The sequence below is a fragment of the Stenotrophomonas maltophilia genome, from assembly GCF_001274595.1.
Lineage (GTDB): Bacteria > Pseudomonadota > Gammaproteobacteria > Xanthomonadales > Xanthomonadaceae > Stenotrophomonas > Stenotrophomonas forensis.
The window spans coordinates 2,397,841-2,414,221 of the sequence record NZ_CP011010.1 but is presented as its reverse complement, the minus strand read 5'-3'; the positions used below and the strand labels follow the sequence as shown (position 1 = coordinate 2,414,221).

Below are 16,381 nucleotides of genomic sequence, written 5' to 3'. Positions count from 1 at the left end.
GCGTTGCCGACCTTGTTGTCGGTTTTCCAGTGAACGTAGTTCAGCATGACGAAGTCTGGTTTCGATCCCCCACAAGGTCGATGACCTGATCGGCTGCGGTCACAACGCTCCATCGATGGGTGATGGCCAATACAGTCACCTCCTTGGCCAACTCGAGGGTTGGCAGGGAATCGTTACGAACACGGCCAGATCTTCGCTAACCGATTGATGGATCGGTGAATTCTACCCTCGGCCGCCCTTGCAGGGTCGGACTGACGGGCCAACTAAGGCTGTACCTCTGCGCCAAGTGAATTTGTACTCCTATTGACGGGCCAACTAAGGCTGTACCTCTGCGCCAATTGAGTTTTTGCTTTTCTCTGTTCAATTCCGTCCTTGGCTATGTGATTTCGCTTGCCAGCGTCGTGTTCGTCTTGGCCAAGATGCCTTCCCGTCGCTCCAAATCAGATTCCCAGGCGTGTAGGACTATGAACAGTTGGTCGAGGGTTAGCCCAATTCTCTCAAATGCACTCGGCAGATTTGCAAGAACATTTCCTTGGGCATCTGGCTCCCCCAAGCTCTTAAGAGCTGCAATGACATCAGCAAGAGCCATGTCGGCAACTGAGCTCGGCCGACCTGCCAGCAATGCTGCTCGTTCTGCAAACCACGCGGCTACGAACCGGCTTAGTGTTGGCCCACTGCCGCGGCCTCCTAGGGCTGCGCGGACATTCAAATGATGAGGTGGCTTTCCGTTGGCGAGAAGCGACTCGATCGCTGCAAAAGCCTCGCCTTTCGTGACTGAGTCAGGCATGTGCGGGTACCAAAGGTGGCATGCAGTCCAATTGTGCGCCCCTAAGCCGAGCTCGCAAGCCCTCAGTGCGTATTCAGATGGCTACATGCTGCTCGCCGAGGCTGCAAGAGATGGCAGAGCCCGGGGGTATCACTTGATAGTTCTCCAATGCAGCCATGCTGCCCGCACTTTCTGGCAATCATGCAGTGTGTGGCCAGGCAGTAGGAGGTGCTGGGCCCAACAGCTAGGGTTAGAATTCTTGAAAACACCTCAGGTTGCGACCTGCAGTGAGCTGCGTCGCGCACTGGCTCTGGACCGGCCAGACTTCCGTAGACATTCATGAGCCGCCTTGCGCGTAGCGCCGTTCAAACTCTACAGGGGCCAGGTTGCCAGCGGAACCGTGGCGTCGGATTGGGTTGTAAAACATCTCGATGTAATTGAATACATCCGAGCGCGCCTCGTCCCGGGTCGGGTAGATCAGTCGCTTGATCCGCTCCTTCTTCAGTGCACTGAAAAAGCTCTCAGCCACCGCATTGTCATGGCAGTTTCCACGCCGACTCATGCTTGGAACCATGCCATTCTGCTTCAGCAACGATAGCCAGTCGCTGCTCGTGAACTGGCTGCCTTGGTCAGAGTGGATGATCAGGCCCGCAGCAGGCTTTCGCTTCCACACCGCCGATACCAGTGCCTGCAGCACAAGGTCGGTGGTCATCTGGGACTGCATCGCCCAGCCAACCACTTGCCGTGAGTAAAGGTCGACGATCACTGCCAGGAAAGTCCAGCCCTCGTAGGTGCGGATGTATGTTATGTCAGTGACCCACACCTTGTTTGGTGCAGCGGGCGAAAAGTCGCGATTGACGACGTTTTCAACCATCCCAGGCGGACCGCCTCGATGGCGCGGCTTGGTGCCGTAGCCAATTTCTGCCCTTATGCCCTCTGCCTTCATCAGACGTCGAACACGATGGCGGCTGCAACGTTCACCGGCCTCACGAAGTTCCCGGGTGATCTTGCGGTAGCCGTACACCGTCCCGCTTGCCAACCACGCGTGCTTGATAAGGCCGCGCAGACGATCATCCTCACGACGACGCGGCCTGCCCGAATTGCCCGCCCATGCGTAGTAGCCACTGCGGTTAACCCCAAGCACTCGACACATGGCCGTCAGCCTGAACTCGCCCAAGTGCTCACGCATGAAAGCGTACTTCGCCGTCATCCCTTGGCGAAGTACGCCGCGGCTTTTTTTGGGTATCCGGATTTTAGTGTGGGAAGACCGCACTAGCCCTTCTTGTCTGACAGCTCTCGTTCGGTAGGTTTCTGGTATCGCAAGGCTTACGCGCTTTTAGCCTTCAGTGTGGGCTTTGTCTGGCGCATGTCGGTGCAAGGAAACAATCAGTGGCAGGTCACCTTGCCCCCGGCTCGAACTGGGGTTTGAGGCGCAGTGGAACGGAAAACCGGGTTAAGCCACGCGCCTAGCTCCCGTGCAGAGAATCGATCAGCGGGCACGACACAGTGCCTCGCTGCGCATGGCACTCGTTGACCAACCGTGACAGCACCGCTTCGATTCGCGTCAGGTCCGCCATCTTGGTGCGCACGTCGGTGAGCTGGAGCGCAGCCAGCTCGGCGGCTTCGCTGCAGTGAGTGCCGTCCTCAAGCTGTAGGAGTTGGCCGACTTCGTCCAGGTTGAACCCCAGCCGCTGGGCGGATTTCACGAAACGCACCCGCGCCACGTCCGCCGATCCGTAGCGGCGAATACTGCCGATGGGCCGACCTGGTTCTGGCAATAACCCCTTGCGCTGATAGAACCGGATGGTCTCCACGTTGACCCCAGCGGCCTTGGCGAAAGCCCCGATGGTCAGTGTTTGCGGATCGTTCACCATCGCGCTTGACTCCGTACTTGACTACGGAAGTAACCTTAGCGCATCACGCAACGTCTCGGAAGGAGATCCCTCACATGGCAGACCCCAGCAACGGCCGCGGTGCACTGGCCGCCGGTGGCCTCGCCGCCATCCTCGCCTCGACCTGCTGCCTCGGTCCGCTGGTGCTGATCACGCTGGGTTTCTCCGGCGCCTGGATCGGCAACTTGACCGCGCTGGAACCGTACCGGCCGATCTTCATTGGCGTGGCGCTCGTGGCGCTGTTCTTCGCGTGGCGTCGCATCTTCCGGCCGGCTCGCGCCTGCGCGCCGGACGACGCATGCGCCGTGCCCCAGGTGCGGACGGCCTACAAGGTGATCTTCTGGATCGTCACCGCCCTGGTGCTGATCGCGCTCGTGTTCCCCTACCTCATGCCCCTGTTCTACTGAAAGGAGATTGCCATGAAGAAACTCGTCGCATTGCTCGCTCTGACCGTTGCCCTCAGCGCTCCCGCCTGGGCCGCCACCAAAACCGTCACGCTGTCGGTGCCGAGCATGACCTGCGCCACCTGTCCGATCACGGTCAAGAAGGCGCTGACCAAGGTCGAAGGCGTCATCGAGGCCAAGGTGACCTGGGAGCCCAAGGAGGCGGTGGTAACCTACGACGATGCCAAGACCACTCCGGCCGCGTTGACCAAAGCCACCGAGAACGCCGGCTACCCGTCTACCGTCAAGAAGTGAGCACACGCTCATGACCGAGGCGATCACGCTGCACATCGATGGCATGACCTGCGGGTCGTGCGCCGAGCACGTCAAGCAGACCTTGGAAAAGGTGCCCGGCGTGCGTTCGGCCTCAGTGTCCTACCCACAGCGCCGGGCCGAGATTGAGGCCAGCGTAGGTACCGCCGCGGACGTGACCTCGCTGGTCGCGGCGGTATCCGCACTCGGTTACCGAGCGCAGCTTGCCGATGCGCCGGGGCAACCCAGCGACCTGCTGAACAATGCACAAGAGCGGCTGGGCGGCGAACCAAAGCGCGAGGACGATGAGGCTGCACTGCACGTGGCCGTGATCGGCAGCGGCGGCGCGGCGATGGCGGCGGCGTTGAAGGCCGTCGAGCAAGGGGCGCGTGTGACGCTGATCGAGCGCAGCACTCTCGGCGGCACCTGCGTCAACGTCGGATGTGTGCCGTCCAAGATCATGATCCGCGCTGCCCACATTGCGCATCTGCGTCGCGAGAGTCCGTTCGATGACGGCATTGCCGCCGCCTCGCCGAAGATTCTGCGCAAGCGCTTGCTGGCTCAGCAGCAGGGGCGCGTCGATGAACTGCGCCACGCCAAGTACGAAGGCATCCTGACGAGCACCCCGACCATCACCGTGCTGCGCGGCGATGCCCGATTCAAGGATGCGCACACGCTGACCGTGGCAACCGCTGACGACGGGATGCGCGAGGTGAGTTTCGACCGCTGCCTCATCGCCACCGGGGCCAGTCCGGCGATTCCACCGATCCCGGGCTTGAAAGACACGCCCTTCTGGACGTCGACCGAAGCGCTGGCCAGCGACACGATCCCCGATCGGCTGGCCGTGATCGGCTCGTCGGTGGTGGCCGTCGAACTCGCGCAGGCCTTTGCCCGGCTGGGCAGCAAGGTGACCATGCTGGCGCGCAGCACACTGTTCTTTCGCGAAGACCCCGCCATTGGCGAGGCCATCACGGCCGTGTTCCGCGCCGAAGGCATCGAAGTGCTGGACCACACCCAGGCCAGCCAGGTCGCCTATGAGGATGGGGAATTCGCGCTCACCACCGAACGCGGCGAACTGCATGCCGACCGGCTGTTGTTCGCCACCGGCCGCACCCCAAACACCCGCACGCTCAACCTCGACGCGGCCGGTGTGGTGGTCAATGCGCAAGGCGCCATCACCATCGACCACGCGATGCGCACTACCGTGCCGCACATCTATGCCGCCGGCGACTGCACTGACCAGCCGCAGTTCGTCTACGTCGCGGCGGCGGCCGGCACCCGCGCTGCAATCAACATGACGGGTGGCAATGCGACGCTGGATCTGACGGCGATGCCGGCGGTGGTGTTCACCGACCCGCAGGTCGCCACCGTGGGCTACAGCGAAGCCGAAGCGCACCACGACGGTATCGAGACCGACAGCCGCACGCTGACGCTCGACAACGTGCCCCGGGCGCTGGTTAACTTCGACACGCGCGGTTTCATCAAGCTGGTTTCGGAGGCCGGTTCGGGACGACTGATCGGCGTGCAAGCGGTAGCCCCGGAAGCAGGCGAGCTGATCCAAACCGCAGTACTGGCGATTCGCAACCGCATGACGGTGCGAGAGTTGGCCGACCAGTTATTCCCCTACCTGACGATGGTCGAGGGGCTGAAACTCGCGGCACAAACCTTCACCAAGGACGTAAAGCAACTGTCCTGTTGCGCGGGGTAGTGGCTGGGCCTCTTACCTATGCTTCATCGGCTGAATCACAAATTCAGGCTGAAGCGCCGCCTCTTGCACAATGGGTTGAGGACTATTCGAAATACCCCTCTTCGAGTAGCCGCGCCAGCGTCGGGAGATAGGGGCCGTACTCGACCACGCGCGTGATCTTCTTCTTGCGCGTTGCCGCCGTGGTCATCCGCTGGAACACGAAGTCCGTGGTCATTGGGTCGTCGTCATCGACCAACACGGTTTCGATAACCGAGCCATCCTTGCGCGCCTTCTTGTCGTAGAGCATGCGCGCCCGAAGCACCTCGAAGCTGTAACCCCTGCCCATGCGGTTCATGTCTTTGGCCACTCGGTTGACTGACTCAGTATAGGCATTGGTAATCGGCTGCTCGAAGTAGGCGAAGATTTCGTCGTGCCAGTTGTGCACGGCGGTGGTCAGGTCCTTGAGCGTGGCCGCCAATTCGGTCGGAATATTGGCCTGCCACTTCGCGCAGGCGGCTTCTGCTGCTGGGCGGGTCTTCTGATCCCAGATCGACAGAAATCCTTCCTTGAGCGCGTGGGCTTCGCTTAGGAGCGGGAACTGTTGGAACCATTCCCGCATCCGGTCCATATCTCTCCCTGTCAGGTCGTGCTGCCGCTTGAGCAGCAGGAACCGCTCGTCCTTGAGTTTGAGGCGCTGCCGGGTGGACAAATCCTTGCGAAGGCGCTTGCGCAGCTTCTCCAGCGCGTCGTTCGCCATGCGCTGGATATGGAATCGATCGACCACGATCCGGGCCTGTGGCAGCGTGGCGCGCACCACCTGCCGATAAACGTGGTACATGTCCATCGCCACCCACTCGACCGAGTCCTTGTCCCGCAGGTCGCGGAAATAGGGCATCAACTCGGCTTTGGCCCGGCTGGGGCGGATATCGAACACGGTCTTGCGCTCGACGTTGGTGATCATGGCCCGGTACTGGCCGATGATCTTGAGCTCGTCGATACCCAGCACCCGCGGCGTCCGGAACTGGGTCTTGGCCTCGACCTCCTCGATGAAATCGTCGAAGACGTGGCGGACCGTCTTTTCGTCCACGGCTACTTCCCGGGCAAGGGCCGCAAAGGTCTTGGAGAAGGACTGGTCGCGGATATAACGCACCAGACGCGCCGTGGCTTGGCGTTTTCCATCAAGGTCCGCCACAGGCTCAAACAAGGTCTTGGTGCAGCTTGTACAGCGATAGCGACGGCGCTGGATGAAGATCACGACGGGTTTGCCGTGCGTCGGTGTGTCCTGAAACGACTGTTCCTGTGAGCCGTGACCATGCAGGCGTCCGGTCTTGCACAGCGGGCAGGTCACCCACTGATTGACGCCTTCGGCCTTGACGACGTAACTGTCCTCGCTGGTCAGGATTTCAAGCGTTTTCAGGCTTCGCAGCTGGAGAAAGTCCGTCACTCAGCACCTTGGGCGAACCCACACTGAAATCCGACTTTTACTCTAGCACATCCGCTCAGCCGTCCAACACCAAAATCCATTCTTTGAAAGTGATAGCTACAAAGACCCAAGGAGCCAGAACCCACACCAGATTCCGGATACCCCTTTTTTTAGGATGTCGCGCTCCTCAGTCAGGCGTTTCACCTCGGCCTTCAGGCGCCGCACCTCGGCTGAGTCCTTGGGCGTCGGCAACATCGACCCCTCAGGCGTGCCCGCCAAGGCCTCGCTCCTGGACTTGCGGAGCCATTGGTAAAGGCTGTGGGACGAGACCCCCAACCGCTTGGCAACCTCGGCTACCGCAAAGCCTCTTTCGGTAACCTGCTTGACCGCCTCGGCCTTGAACTCATCCGTGTACTGTTTGCTTGCCATTAGACACCTCTCTCGCTTCCATTGATTATGGCTCTGAGATGTCTACGAAATCCTGGCCGGTCCACTCTATCACCAATGGTTGGTTTCTAAGATGAACTTTTTAAACTCGTTGACCCTCTTACAGCAGATGAGCATTGTCGCCGGCGTTGCTGTCTTTTTAGTAGTATCCATAACTGTCGCTGCCGTATGGGTCGCTCACCGTCAGAACAACAAAGGCTGACTTTGGGATTGCGCGACCACCTCGACGGCCCCGCAGAAGTTCCGGTGCCCTACTCCGTTCTTGGCATGCCAAACGTGCGACGTCCCCCCGAGATTGAGTAGCGAAGCGGTTTGGAGTCCAATCCTCAATGACAAGGAGATTGGACGTGAAGAAGCGCTTTTCCGAAGAGCAGATCATCGGCTTCCTACGCGAAGCTGAGTCCGGCATGCCCATCAAGGACCTCTGCCGCCAGCATGGCTTCAGCGAGGCCTCGTACTACCTGTGGCGCAGCAAGTTCGGCGGCATGAGCGTGCCCGACGCCAAGCGGCACAAGGACCTGGAGGCGGAGAACACACGCCTGAAGAAGCTGCTGGCAGAACAGGTCTTCGAGAACGACGTCATCAAGGATGCGTTGCGAAAAAAGTGGTGACCGCGCCGGCGCGCAGGCTGCTGGTGCGGAGCATGGTCGAGAAGGGGTTGAGCGAGCGGCGAGCGCTGACGGTGGTGCGGATGAGCGCTAGCGCGCTGCGCTATGAGCCTCGGCCCGACAACAACGTTGAGCTGCGCGAGCAGATTGCTGCGCTGGCGCATCGGCACAGACGCTACGGGGTGGGCATGATCCATCTGAAGCTGCGGCAGAAAGGACTTGTCGTGAACTACAAGCGAGTGGAGCGGCTCTATCAGGAAGCGGGCCTGCAGGTGCGACGCAGAAAGCGTAAGAAGGTGCCGGTTAGCGAGCGCCAGCCCCTCCTGCGGCCGTCCGCTGCCAATGAGGTGTGGTCGATGGACTTCGTGTTCGAGCGTACCGCAGAAGGCCGGGTGGTCAAGTGCCTGACGATCGTCGACGACGCCACCCACGAGGCTGTGGCCATCGAAGTGGAGCGGGCAATATCCGGGCAAGGCGTGTCCAGGGTACTGGACAGGCTGGCCATGCAGCGCGGCTTGCCACGAGTGATCAGGACAGACAACGGCAAGGAGTTTTGCGGTAAGGCGATGGTGGCTTGGGCTCACGAAAAGGAAGTTGCCCTGCGTCTGATCGAACCGGGCAAGCCGAACCAAAATGCGTACATCGAGTCCTTCAACGGACGGCTGCGCGACGAATGCCTCAACGAGCACTGGTTCCCGACGTTGCTTCATGCCCGCACCAGTATCGAAAGCTGGCGGCGCGACTACAACGAAGAAAGACCAAAAAGAGCGCTTGGCGGTCTAACACCCGCCCAATACGCCGCGCAGTTGGCGGCGAAGAACGATAACATCAGCACCGGACTCTAAACCCGCCCACTACTCAAGCCGGGGGGACGTCGCGTGCGCAATTACATGGGCCGCAAGTGGCTCATGATCGATGCTAGGACTCCCAAGGAGTCACTACCAACTCCGCGAAGCGTGGCAGAGGCAAAGTTGCGCTGTAGCGGTAGCCCGAGGTAGTAGAGCCCCTTGATTGTGGTGGAAACCCCTTGGCTGTGTAGTGCCCGCCTGTCCGGATCCAAGGCTTCCCGTGGCAGGAATGACATGTTCGGCCGGAAGCCCGTCGCGAAGATCACAGCGTCGACCGCCTGTATTTCCGCATTCGGCCACACCACCCCATCGTTGGTAAACGCAGTGAACATCTCTCGACGGGAAATGGCACCCGTACTCAGGGCGTGTCGATAACGTCCATCATCCAGAACGGGCGTGCTCTGATCGCTCAGCCAACGGGAATTGCCCAGGCCGGTCCACTTGAGCCAGTCATGAAAATCGAAGCCGAGGAACCGTTGTGGCATGAACTTCACTGGCTCGCGGGTTGCCAGCACCACGGTGGCAGTGGAGTGCAGTTCGTGCGCGATCTGTACCGCTGAGTTGGCCGCACCGACGACGACGACGCGTTTGCCTTCGAAGCCGGTGGGTGTTCGGTAGGCCGAACTGTGCAGAATCGTCCCTTGGTATAGCTGCCTTCCAGGGATCCCCGGCAGGTGAGGTGTGTTGAAGCCACCGGTTGCCACCACTACTGCCTGGGCGGTAATGACCGCTCCATCGGCAAGTTTGACGCGATGTTGGCTTGCTTCGGAGATGACCTCCACAACCTCGCTGTTGGCGCGCACTGGCAGGTCGAAGGCGGACGCATACTGGCGCAGATACGCGGTGACCTCGTCCCGCTTGGGATAGCGCTTGGCTCCGCCGGGGAACTCGAGGCCAGGCAGCGAGGAATATCCTGCCGGGGAGAACAGGGTCAGGCTGTCGTAGTACGACGGCCAACTGCCACCAGCGGCCGGTTGTCGTTCGAGAATCAGGTGCGACACGCCTGCGTTCTTGAGCCGGTATGACATCGCCAAGCCTGCCTGCCCTGCCCCGATCACGACGACGTCGACATTCAACTTATTCATGCGTGTATGCGCCTATATGCATATATGTGAGTTGCGTTGATGAATCAAGAATTGCCTGCGGTATTACTTCAAATCACCGGGGCAGCAGTAAGGTGCCAGCGCCCTGACCTGCAGCAGGATCTGCTCCAAGCGTGCGACCATCGCGGGGCCATCGACCTGGTAGTACACCTGCCGGCTCACCCGCTCTGCGCGTAGGATCCCAGCATCGTGGAGTCCCTGCAGATGACGTGAGACCACGGATCGCTCCTGTGGAAGGCCGGCGGCAATCTCCGCGATATCTGCCCGTTCCACCTGAAGCACACGCTTGAGCACGGCCAAGCGCGACGGCTCAGCCAGCGCCCGAAAAATGGGGTCTGCCAGCACGCTTACTGCTTGCTCAATGGCGTTTGCCTTGGGGGTGCCCTTGCTCATGCATAAAGCATATATGCACACGCATGCATATTCAAGGGCTCACGCCCTGCGTCTTTGCAGGCAACCAACAGCTTCCAACCAAGGAAACAGTGGCAAGCAGCGCCAATAGGCAGATCAGCCAAACAGGCTCGGTTCGCTCGAGCGCAATGGCTGCAAGCGGCGGTGCTGCCGCCTGTGCCAGTAGCATGGGACGGGCAAGTTGGCCCATGGTCTTGCCGTAGTCCGCCGATCCGATCAACGCCAACGGGAGGGTGCCGCGGGCCACCGTGAGTATCCCGTTGCCGGCACCGTAGATGACGAATGCAATGATCGCTGCCCACGAGTATCCAGTGAGTAGCAGCAGTAGCGCTGCCAATGTCGCTGCAATTCCCACGCGTGCGGACCAGGTCGGATGCACGCCTCGCCCGAAGTACATCTCCAGCAAACGAGCGATGACCTGCGCGGGGCCGATCACCATGCCAGCGAGCAGCGCAACCGATGGCGCCAGCCCGATGGCACCGAGCAGCGCAATCAGATGCACCGATAAGGTCGCCATGATCGCTGCCTGGCAGGTCAGCAACAGGCCAATGAGCACAAGCCAGTGTGCAGGCGGTGCTGCAGCTGAAACGGGTGCTGCAGTGCTGGTGTGGACGGCAGCGACCGCTGAGGGATGCGGACTTGCGCTAATACGGGGCTGATGCTTCGGAATAGCGAGCAAATGGATGGGCAATGCGACCAGCAGGTTGAATGCGGCAGCCACCCACAACGCGCCGCGCCATCCCATGGCCTCGTCAAGGTAGGTCAGCGCTGGCCAGCCGAGCGTGCTTGCAAAGCCGGCCACCAAGGTCAGGCCGGCAATGGATTGCTTCGCGTTTGCCCCGAGCAGCTGTCCCAGTGTCGTGAACGCAGCGTCATACAGGCCCGCAGACATGGCAACGCCCAGTACCACCCAGCCAAGGTAATAGGTAGTTGGGGAGTGTGACGTGGCCAGCGCCGCGAGGCCCATGGCAAACACTACGGAGCTGACCGCCAGTACGGTCCGCCCTCCCCGCCTGTCGATGGTCCGACCGGCCAGAGGAGCGAGTAGTCCGGCTGTGACCAGCCCAGCGGAGAGGCCTCCGACCAACAGCCCCAGCGACCAGCCAGTGCTTCTGGACATGGGAAGCGCCAGAATGGCCAACAGGTAATAGCTGCTGGCCCACGCAATGATCTGGCCAACCCCTAGCGCAAAGATCAGCAGGGTCAGCTTTTGCGGCTGCTTTGACGCGCCTTGCATGCTATCGAGCTCTCCCTAGCGATTAGCAAATCAGCGGACGCGCTTGCCGTCCTGATCGATCACCACTTCGCCATCTTCCTTGGTAAAGGGCTCGTGCACTGCTGGCAGGATGTCCAGAACCACCTCAGAAGGCCGGCACAGGCGCGTGCCCATGGTGGTCTGGACGAAGGGGCGATTGATGAGAATAGGATTGGCCAGCATGGCATCCAGCAGTGCGTCCTCGCTCAACGCGGGATCGTGCAGCCCCAGTTCCAGATAGGGTGTGCCTTTCTGGCGGATTGCACCGCGAACATCCAATCCGGCGGCGGCAATCAGCTCGACAAGCCGCGTTCGGCTGGGTGGGTTGACCAGGTACTCAATGACTTCAGGCTCAATGCCGGCGTGGCGAATTAAAGCCAAGGTGTTTCGCGAGGTGCCGCACTTGGGGTTGTGATAGATGACAGCGTTCATGCGTTCTCCTTTTCATTCAATGCGGTCTCGACGACACCGGCCGCGGCAGTCAGCGCGGCCGCTTCGACAGCCCCCTTTCGTTCGCTGTAGCGATCAACCAGGTAGTCACTGCGTCCACGCACCAGGAGGGTGAACTTGACCAGCTCTTCCATCACATCCACGACGCGATCGTAGTAGGCGGAAGGCTTCATGCGCCCCTCGTCATCGAACTCCTGCCAGGCCTTGGCCACCGAGGACTGGTTCGGAATCGTGACCATCCGCATCCAGCGGCCGAGAACGCGCAACGCGTTGACCACGTTGAAGGACTGGGAGCCACCGCAGACCTGCATCACTGCCAGCGTGCGACCTTGGGTCGGGCGTACGCTGCCCTCTTCCAGCGGTAGCCAGTCAATCTGGTTCTTGAACACGGCAGTCAGCGTCCCGTGCCGCTCCGGGCTGACCCACACGTGCCCCTCGGACCACAACGAGGCTTGGCGCAGCTCCTGCACCTTGGGGTGGGAGGCGGGCACCGAATCGAGCATCGGCAGCTCATGCGGATCAAACACTCGGGTCTCTGCGCCCAGATGTTCCAGCAACCGCTGCGCCTCCAAAGCCAGCGTGCGGCTGAACGACTGCGGGCGCAGGGAACCGTACAAGATCAGGATGCGGGGCCGGTGCGGCGCGGCATTGGGCTCGCTCAGCTTTTCGGCCACCGGAGGGTTCAAGGCGCCCGGGACGACATTGGGAAGGTGTTGCATGGGGGGTTGTCCTGCCTATTCGATTCGACTATTCTAGAATCATGGAACATAAAAACGCAACTCACGCCCTGGCCGCCCTGGGTCACGCCACCCGGCTTTCCATCTTCCGCCTGCTGGTCCAAGCCGGAAGTGGCGGCAAGCTGGCCGGCGATATCGCCCAGTCCCTCTCCCTTCCCGGTGCCACCCTCTCCTTCCATCTGAAGGAGTTGCTGGCCGCTGGCCTGATCACCGCCGAGCAGCGCGGTCGCACCATCTGCTACCGCGCCGAGTTCGAGGCGATGAGCTCGCTGGTTGCCTACCTGACCGAAAACTGCTGCGCCGACGAACAGGCCTGCGAACGTCCTGCTGGCTGCTGACCTCCCCCCCTCCTAGAGATCGCTCAAATGACCCGTCGTGTTCTGTTCTTGTGTACTGGCAACTCCGCCCGCAGCGTGCTTGCCGAATCGACCCTTAAAAAATGGGGCGAAGGCCGCTATCTCTCCTTCAGTGCGGGCAGCCAGCCGGCCGGTCGCGTCAATCCCTTTGCCATTGCCCAGCTGGAGCGCGAAGGCTTCCCGGTCGAGGGCATGCGCAGCAAGTCCTGGGACGAATTTGCCGAAGCCGATGCCGCTGCCATGGATCTGATCGTCACCGTGTGTGACAGCGCGGCCGCCGAGGCGTGCCCGGTGGTGTTTGGTGACTTCGTTCGCGTGCATTGGGGCCTGTTCGACCCGGCCGGCGTGGAAGGTTCGGATGCGCAGAAGGCAGAAGCCTTTGACCGTGCCCATCAGACCATCAAGCGACGCCTGCAGGCCTTCCTGGAGATTCCTGACAGCGCCTGGGACGACCGCGCAGCGCTGAAGGCTCGCCTCGACCCGATCGCGCAGATCGACTAACCGCTTTTCCGAGACCTGCCATGACTACTGATTCCCCCCGCCTGTCCTTCCTGGACCGGTACCTTACGCTCTGGATTTTCTTGGCGATGGCCCTTGGCGTCGGCTTGGGCGCGATGTTCGAAGGCGTCCCCAGCGCGCTTCACAGCCTGTCGATTGGATCGACCAACATCCCGATCGCCATTGGCCTGATCCTGATGATGTATCCGCCGCTGGCCAAGGTGAAGTACGAAGAGCTGCCCAAGGTGTTTGCCGACAAGCGCGTGCTGATGCTCTCGCTGGTGCAGAACTGGATCATCGGTCCGTTCCTGATGTTCGGCCTGGCGGTGCTGTTCCTGCGCGACTACCCTGAGTACATGACTGGCCTGATCCTGATTGGCCTGGCACGCTGTATCGCTATGGTGCTGGTCTGGAATCAGCTCGCCCGCGGTGATGGGCAGTATGTGGCCGGGCTGGTGGCCTTCAACTCGATCTTCCAGATCGCGTTGTTCAGTGTGTACGCGTGGTTCTTCCTGACGTGGCTGCCGCCGGTGTTCGGCCTGCAGGGCAGCGTGATCGACGTCAGCTTCTGGACCATTGCCGAGGCGGTGCTGATTTATCTGGGCATCCCCTTCCTCGCAGGGTTCCTCACCAGCCGCTGGCTCAAGGCGCGCAAAGGCGTGCGTTGGTATGAAGAGAAGTTCCTGCCAGCGATCAGTCCGATCACGCTGGCGGCGTTGCTGTTCACGATCGTTGCCATGTTCAGCCTGAAGGGGGGCGATGTGCTGCGCATCCCGATGGATGCAGTGCGCATCGCGATCCCGCTGACGCTCTATTTCATCATTCAGTTCGTGCTGAGCTTCTTCATGGGCAAGTTCATTGCGAAGGACTACCCGCGCACGACCGCGATCGCCTTCACTGCTGCTGGCAACAACTTCGAGCTGGCCATCGCCGTCGCCATCGCCGCCTTTGGTCTGGCTTCGCCGGTCGCCTTCGCTGCGGTCATCGGACCGCTGGTGGAGGTGCCGGTGCTGATCCTGTTGGTCCATGTCGCCCTGCGGCTGGGCAAGCGCTACTTTCCTGCCGACGCACGGAGTCATTGAGTTATGAGCACGACCCGACACATCCCGCTGTTGATCCTCGGTTCCGGCCCGGCCGGCTGGACGGCAGCGGTCTACGCCGCCCGCGCCAACCTGAACCCGGTGGTGATCACCGGTCTTCAGCAGGGCGGCCAGCTCATGACCACCACCGAAGTGGACAACTGGCCGGGCGACGCCCACGGCCTGATGGGCCCGGACCTGATGGCGCGCATGCAGGCCCACGCTGAGCGCTTCGAGACCGAAGTGATCTTCGACCACATCCACACCGCGGATGTGACCCAGCGCCCGTTCAAGCTGATCGGCGACAGCGCCGAGTACACCTGCGACGCGCTGATCATTGCCACCGGCGCCACCGCCAAGTACCTGGGCATTCCGACCGAAGAGGAATTCAAGGGCCGCGGCGTCTCCGCCTGCGCCACCTGCGACGGCTTCTTCTACCGTGACCAGGACGTGGTCGTGGTGGGCGGCGGCAACACCGCCGTGGAAGAGGCCCTGTACCTGTCCAACATCGCCCGCAAGGTCTACCTGGTCCACCGCCGCGACACCCTGAAGGCGGAAAAGATCATGCAGGATAAGCTGTTCGCCAAGGTCGCCCACGGCAAGATCGAAACCGTGTGGCACCACCAGGTGGACGAAGTGCTGGGCAATGAAGCCGGCGTCACCGGCGTGCGGGTCAAGTCCACCCTGGACGGCAGCACCCGCGACATCGAGGCACACGGCTTCTTCGTGGCCATCGGCCACCACCCCAACACCAGCCTGTTCGACGGCCAGCTGACCATGAACAACGGCTACCTGGACATCCGCTCGGGCCTGGGCGGCAACGCCACCCAGACCTCGGTGGAAGGTGTGTTCGCCGCCGGCGACGTGGCCGACCAGCACTACCGCCAGGCCATCACCTCGGCCGGCTTCGGCTGCATGGCTGCACTGGATGCGGAGCGCTACCTGGATGCACTCAAGATCTCCGATCAACAGCAGAGAAAGAATGCCGCCTGAGTGAGGCGGCGCGAGGGAGCACAGATGGACAGCGTCGATGTGGTGGTAATCGGAGGTGGCCAATCGGGTCTTTCTGCCGGCTATTTCCTGCGCCGCAGCGGGCTGTCCTATGTAATTCTCGATGCGGAAGCGTCGCCCGGCGGCGCATGGCAGCATGCCTGGCACTCGCTGCATCTGTTTTCCCCGGCGGGCTGGAGCTCCATTCCCGGATGGCCCATGCCCGCCAGCCAAGGCCCCTACCCTGCGCGTGCCGAAGTGCTCGCTTATCTGGCGCAGTACGAACAAAAATATGCGCTGCCCGTTCTTCGCCCTATCCGCGTGCAACGAGTCAGCCACTTTGGCGAGCGTCTGCGGGTGGTGGCCAGGGACGGTCGGCAATGGTTGGCGCGGGCGGTGATCAGCGCCACCGGAACATGGGGGGAAGCCTACACGCCTGAGTACCAAGGGTTGGAGTCATTTGCGGGGATCCAGCTGCACTCCGCTCACTACAGCACCCCTGCGCCGTTCGCCGGAATGCGGGTGGCCATCATCGGTGGTGGCAATTCCGGTGCGCAGATTCTGGCCGAAGTATCGACGGTGGCGGAAACCACCTGGATCACACAGCACGAACCGGCGTTCCTGGCCGATGACGTCGACGGCCGCGTGCTGTTCGAACGCGCGACTGAGCGATGGAAGGCGCAGCAGGAAGGCCGGGAGCCTGACCTGCCACCAGGCGGTTTCGGCGACATCGTCATGGTGCCGCCGGTGCTCGACGCGCGGGCGCGCGGGGTGCTCGCCGCAGTCCCACCGCCGGCCCGCTTCTCCCCCACCGGCATGCAATGGGCCGACGGCACCGAGCGGGCGTTCGATGCAGTGATCTGGTGCACCGGCTTCCGCCCGGCGTTGTCGCACCTGAAGGGCCTGGACCTTGTAACCCCGCAGGGCCAGGTGGAGGTCGACGGCAGCGGCCTGCGCGCGTTGGCGGTGCCCTCGGTTTGGTTGTTGGGATACGGGGATTGGAACGGCATGGCCTCTGCCACGCTGATTGGGGTCACGCGTTACGCCCGCGAGGCGGTGAGGCAGGTCACTGCCTATTGCGCAGACCACCAGGACAGGTAGCTGACCCCTGTTGCCAACCGTGCCAGCTTGCTCCC

18 protein-coding genes and 1 pseudogene are annotated in these 16,381 nt (G+C 61.7%); 9 read left to right on the top strand and 10 right to left on the bottom strand.

Translation table 11 applies throughout. The annotated features are described in order from the left end of the window. Positions 1-376 precede the first annotated feature (376 nt). From VN11_RS21835 to merR, 3 genes are all read right to left on the bottom strand, one after another. Complete coding sequence (locus tag VN11_RS21835) at positions 377-787, bottom strand: DNA-binding protein (RefSeq protein ID WP_080047697.1); 411 nt, start codon at positions 785-787, stop codon at positions 377-379. 316 nt (positions 788-1,103) lie between these two features. After that, positions 1,104-2,039 (bottom strand): IS3 family transposase, encoded by a 936-nt coding sequence (locus tag VN11_RS11170; protein WP_265349058.1) that lies wholly within the window; start codon positions 2,037-2,039, stop codon positions 1,104-1,106. A 193-nt stretch (positions 2,040-2,232) separates the two neighbouring features. Next, on the bottom strand, positions 2,233-2,640 hold the full coding sequence (gene merR, locus VN11_RS11165; RefSeq protein ID WP_053449756.1) for an Hg(II)-responsive transcriptional regulator: 408 nt from the start codon (positions 2,638-2,640) through the stop codon (positions 2,233-2,235). 74 nt (positions 2,641-2,714) lie between these two features. On the opposite strand from merR, the gene merT reads away from it, so the two are divergent. From merT to merA, 3 genes are read left to right on the top strand one after another with little or no spacing between them, the layout of a single operon-like run. After that, positions 2,715-3,065, top strand: a complete 351-nt coding sequence (gene merT / locus VN11_RS11160) for a mercuric ion transporter MerT (protein ID WP_019183730.1) — start codon at positions 2,715-2,717, stop codon at positions 3,063-3,065. A 12-nt stretch (positions 3,066-3,077) separates the two neighbouring features. Next, positions 3,078-3,356 (top strand): mercury resistance system periplasmic binding protein MerP, encoded by a 279-nt coding sequence (merP, locus tag VN11_RS11155; protein WP_012480190.1) that lies wholly within the window; start codon positions 3,078-3,080, stop codon positions 3,354-3,356. Between the two features lie 10 nt (positions 3,357-3,366). Further along, positions 3,367-5,061 (top strand): mercury(II) reductase, encoded by a 1,695-nt coding sequence (merA, locus tag VN11_RS11150; protein WP_053449755.1) that lies wholly within the window; start codon positions 3,367-3,369, stop codon positions 5,059-5,061. A gap of 82 nt (positions 5,062-5,143) precedes the next feature. Here merA and VN11_RS11145 read toward each other — a convergent pair whose 3' ends face one another. Together VN11_RS11145 and VN11_RS11140 are read right to left on the bottom strand one after the other, a co-directional pair. Then, positions 5,144-6,484: an ISL3-like element ISStma11 family transposase gene (locus VN11_RS11145; protein ID WP_053449754.1), complete on the bottom strand. Its 1,341-nt coding sequence runs from the start codon at positions 6,482-6,484 to the stop codon at positions 5,144-5,146. A gap of 144 nt (positions 6,485-6,628) precedes the next feature. Beyond that, positions 6,629-6,892, bottom strand: a pseudogene (locus tag VN11_RS11140) (transposase); the annotation flags it as partial. A 347-nt stretch (positions 6,893-7,239) separates the two neighbouring features. Here VN11_RS11140 and VN11_RS11130 point away from each other — a divergent pair. Then, positions 7,240-8,363, top strand: a protein-coding gene (locus VN11_RS11130) for an IS3-like element ISStma13 family transposase (protein WP_087944433.1) whose coding sequence is annotated in 2 segments (ribosomal slippage) — positions 7,240-7,516 and positions 7,516-8,363 — 1,125 coding nt in all. Because the reading frame shifts where the segments join, the coding sequence is not laid out codon by codon here. Between the two features lie 41 nt (positions 8,364-8,404). Here VN11_RS11130 and VN11_RS11125 read toward each other — a convergent pair. From VN11_RS11125 to arsH, 5 genes are all read right to left on the bottom strand, one after another. Beyond that, on the bottom strand, positions 8,405-9,451 hold the full coding sequence (locus VN11_RS11125; protein WP_026070259.1) for a flavin-containing monooxygenase: 1,047 nt from the start codon (positions 9,449-9,451) through the stop codon (positions 8,405-8,407). 63 nt (positions 9,452-9,514) lie between these two features. Then, positions 9,515-9,862 (bottom strand): ArsR/SmtB family transcription factor, encoded by a 348-nt coding sequence (locus VN11_RS11120; RefSeq protein ID WP_019186249.1) that lies wholly within the window; start codon positions 9,860-9,862, stop codon positions 9,515-9,517. Positions 9,863-9,893: 31 nt separating this feature from the next. Further along, on the bottom strand, positions 9,894-11,117 hold the full coding sequence (locus tag VN11_RS11115) for an MFS transporter (RefSeq protein WP_053449753.1): 1,224 nt from the start codon (positions 11,115-11,117) through the stop codon (positions 9,894-9,896). A gap of 30 nt (positions 11,118-11,147) precedes the next feature. Continuing rightward, the gene (gene arsC, locus VN11_RS11110; RefSeq protein ID WP_019186247.1) at positions 11,148-11,567 is read right to left on the bottom strand and encodes an arsenate reductase (glutaredoxin); all 420 of its coding nucleotides are present in this window, start codon (positions 11,565-11,567) and stop codon (positions 11,148-11,150) included. After that, the gene (arsH, locus tag VN11_RS11105; RefSeq protein WP_053449752.1) at positions 11,564-12,304 is read right to left on the bottom strand and encodes an arsenical resistance protein ArsH; all 741 of its coding nucleotides are present in this window, start codon (positions 12,302-12,304) and stop codon (positions 11,564-11,566) included. Before arsH ends, arsC begins: the two co-directional genes overlap by 4 nt. Before the next feature lie 41 nt (positions 12,305-12,345). On the opposite strand from arsH, the gene VN11_RS11100 reads away from it, so the two are divergent. Genes VN11_RS11100 through VN11_RS11080 form a run of 5 tightly spaced genes read left to right on the top strand, consistent with a single transcriptional unit; the run spans position 12,346 to position 16,346 of the window. Further along, the gene (locus VN11_RS11100; protein WP_012480201.1) at positions 12,346-12,660 is read left to right on the top strand and encodes an ArsR/SmtB family transcription factor; all 315 of its coding nucleotides are present in this window, start codon (positions 12,346-12,348) and stop codon (positions 12,658-12,660) included. 27 nt (positions 12,661-12,687) lie between these two features. Beyond that, complete coding sequence (locus VN11_RS11095; protein WP_032960056.1) at positions 12,688-13,179, top strand: arsenate reductase ArsC; 492 nt, start codon at positions 12,688-12,690, stop codon at positions 13,177-13,179. 20 nt (positions 13,180-13,199) lie between these two features. After that, on the top strand, positions 13,200-14,258 hold the full coding sequence (arsB, locus tag VN11_RS11090; protein ID WP_053449751.1) for an ACR3 family arsenite efflux transporter: 1,059 nt from the start codon (positions 13,200-13,202) through the stop codon (positions 14,256-14,258). A gap of 3 nt (positions 14,259-14,261) precedes the next feature. Next, the gene (gene trxB, locus VN11_RS11085) at positions 14,262-15,248 is read left to right on the top strand and encodes a thioredoxin-disulfide reductase (RefSeq protein WP_012480204.1); all 987 of its coding nucleotides are present in this window, start codon (positions 14,262-14,264) and stop codon (positions 15,246-15,248) included. 24 nt (positions 15,249-15,272) lie between these two features. Continuing rightward, entirely contained in the window at positions 15,273-16,346 is a 1,074-nt protein-coding gene (locus VN11_RS11080; protein WP_026070021.1) for an ArsO family NAD(P)H-dependent flavin-containing monooxygenase, read from the top strand. Positions 16,347-16,381 lie beyond the last annotated feature (35 nt).

Coding starts and splice junctions, on each gene's coding strand:
- VN11_RS21835 (WP_080047697.1), bottom strand. CDS start 787: ATGCCTGACTCAGTCACGAAAGGCGAGGCTTTTGCAGCGATCGAGTCG.
- merR (WP_053449756.1), bottom strand. CDS start 2,640: ATGGTGAACGATCCGCAAACACTGACCATCGGGGCTTTCGCCAAGGCC.
- merT (WP_019183730.1), top strand. CDS start 2,715: ATGGCAGACCCCAGCAACGGCCGCGGTGCACTGGCCGCCGGTGGCCTC.
- merP (WP_012480190.1), top strand. CDS start 3,078: ATGAAGAAACTCGTCGCATTGCTCGCTCTGACCGTTGCCCTCAGCGCT.
- merA (WP_053449755.1), top strand. CDS start 3,367: ATGACCGAGGCGATCACGCTGCACATCGATGGCATGACCTGCGGGTCG.
- VN11_RS11125 (WP_026070259.1), bottom strand. CDS start 9,451: ATGAATAAGTTGAATGTCGACGTCGTCGTGATCGGGGCAGGGCAGGCA.
- VN11_RS11120 (WP_019186249.1), bottom strand. CDS start 9,862: ATGAGCAAGGGCACCCCCAAGGCAAACGCCATTGAGCAAGCAGTAAGC.
- VN11_RS11115 (WP_053449753.1), bottom strand. CDS start 11,117: ATGCAAGGCGCGTCAAAGCAGCCGCAAAAGCTGACCCTGCTGATCTTT.
- arsC (WP_019186247.1), bottom strand. CDS start 11,567: ATGAACGCTGTCATCTATCACAACCCCAAGTGCGGCACCTCGCGAAAC.
- arsH (WP_053449752.1), bottom strand. CDS start 12,304: ATGCAACACCTTCCCAATGTCGTCCCGGGCGCCTTGAACCCTCCGGTG.
- VN11_RS11100 (WP_012480201.1), top strand. CDS start 12,346: ATGGAACATAAAAACGCAACTCACGCCCTGGCCGCCCTGGGTCACGCC.
- VN11_RS11095 (WP_032960056.1), top strand. CDS start 12,688: ATGACCCGTCGTGTTCTGTTCTTGTGTACTGGCAACTCCGCCCGCAGC.
- arsB (WP_053449751.1), top strand. CDS start 13,200: ATGACTACTGATTCCCCCCGCCTGTCCTTCCTGGACCGGTACCTTACG.
- trxB (WP_012480204.1), top strand. CDS start 14,262: ATGAGCACGACCCGACACATCCCGCTGTTGATCCTCGGTTCCGGCCCG.
- VN11_RS11080 (WP_026070021.1), top strand. CDS start 15,273: ATGGACAGCGTCGATGTGGTGGTAATCGGAGGTGGCCAATCGGGTCTT.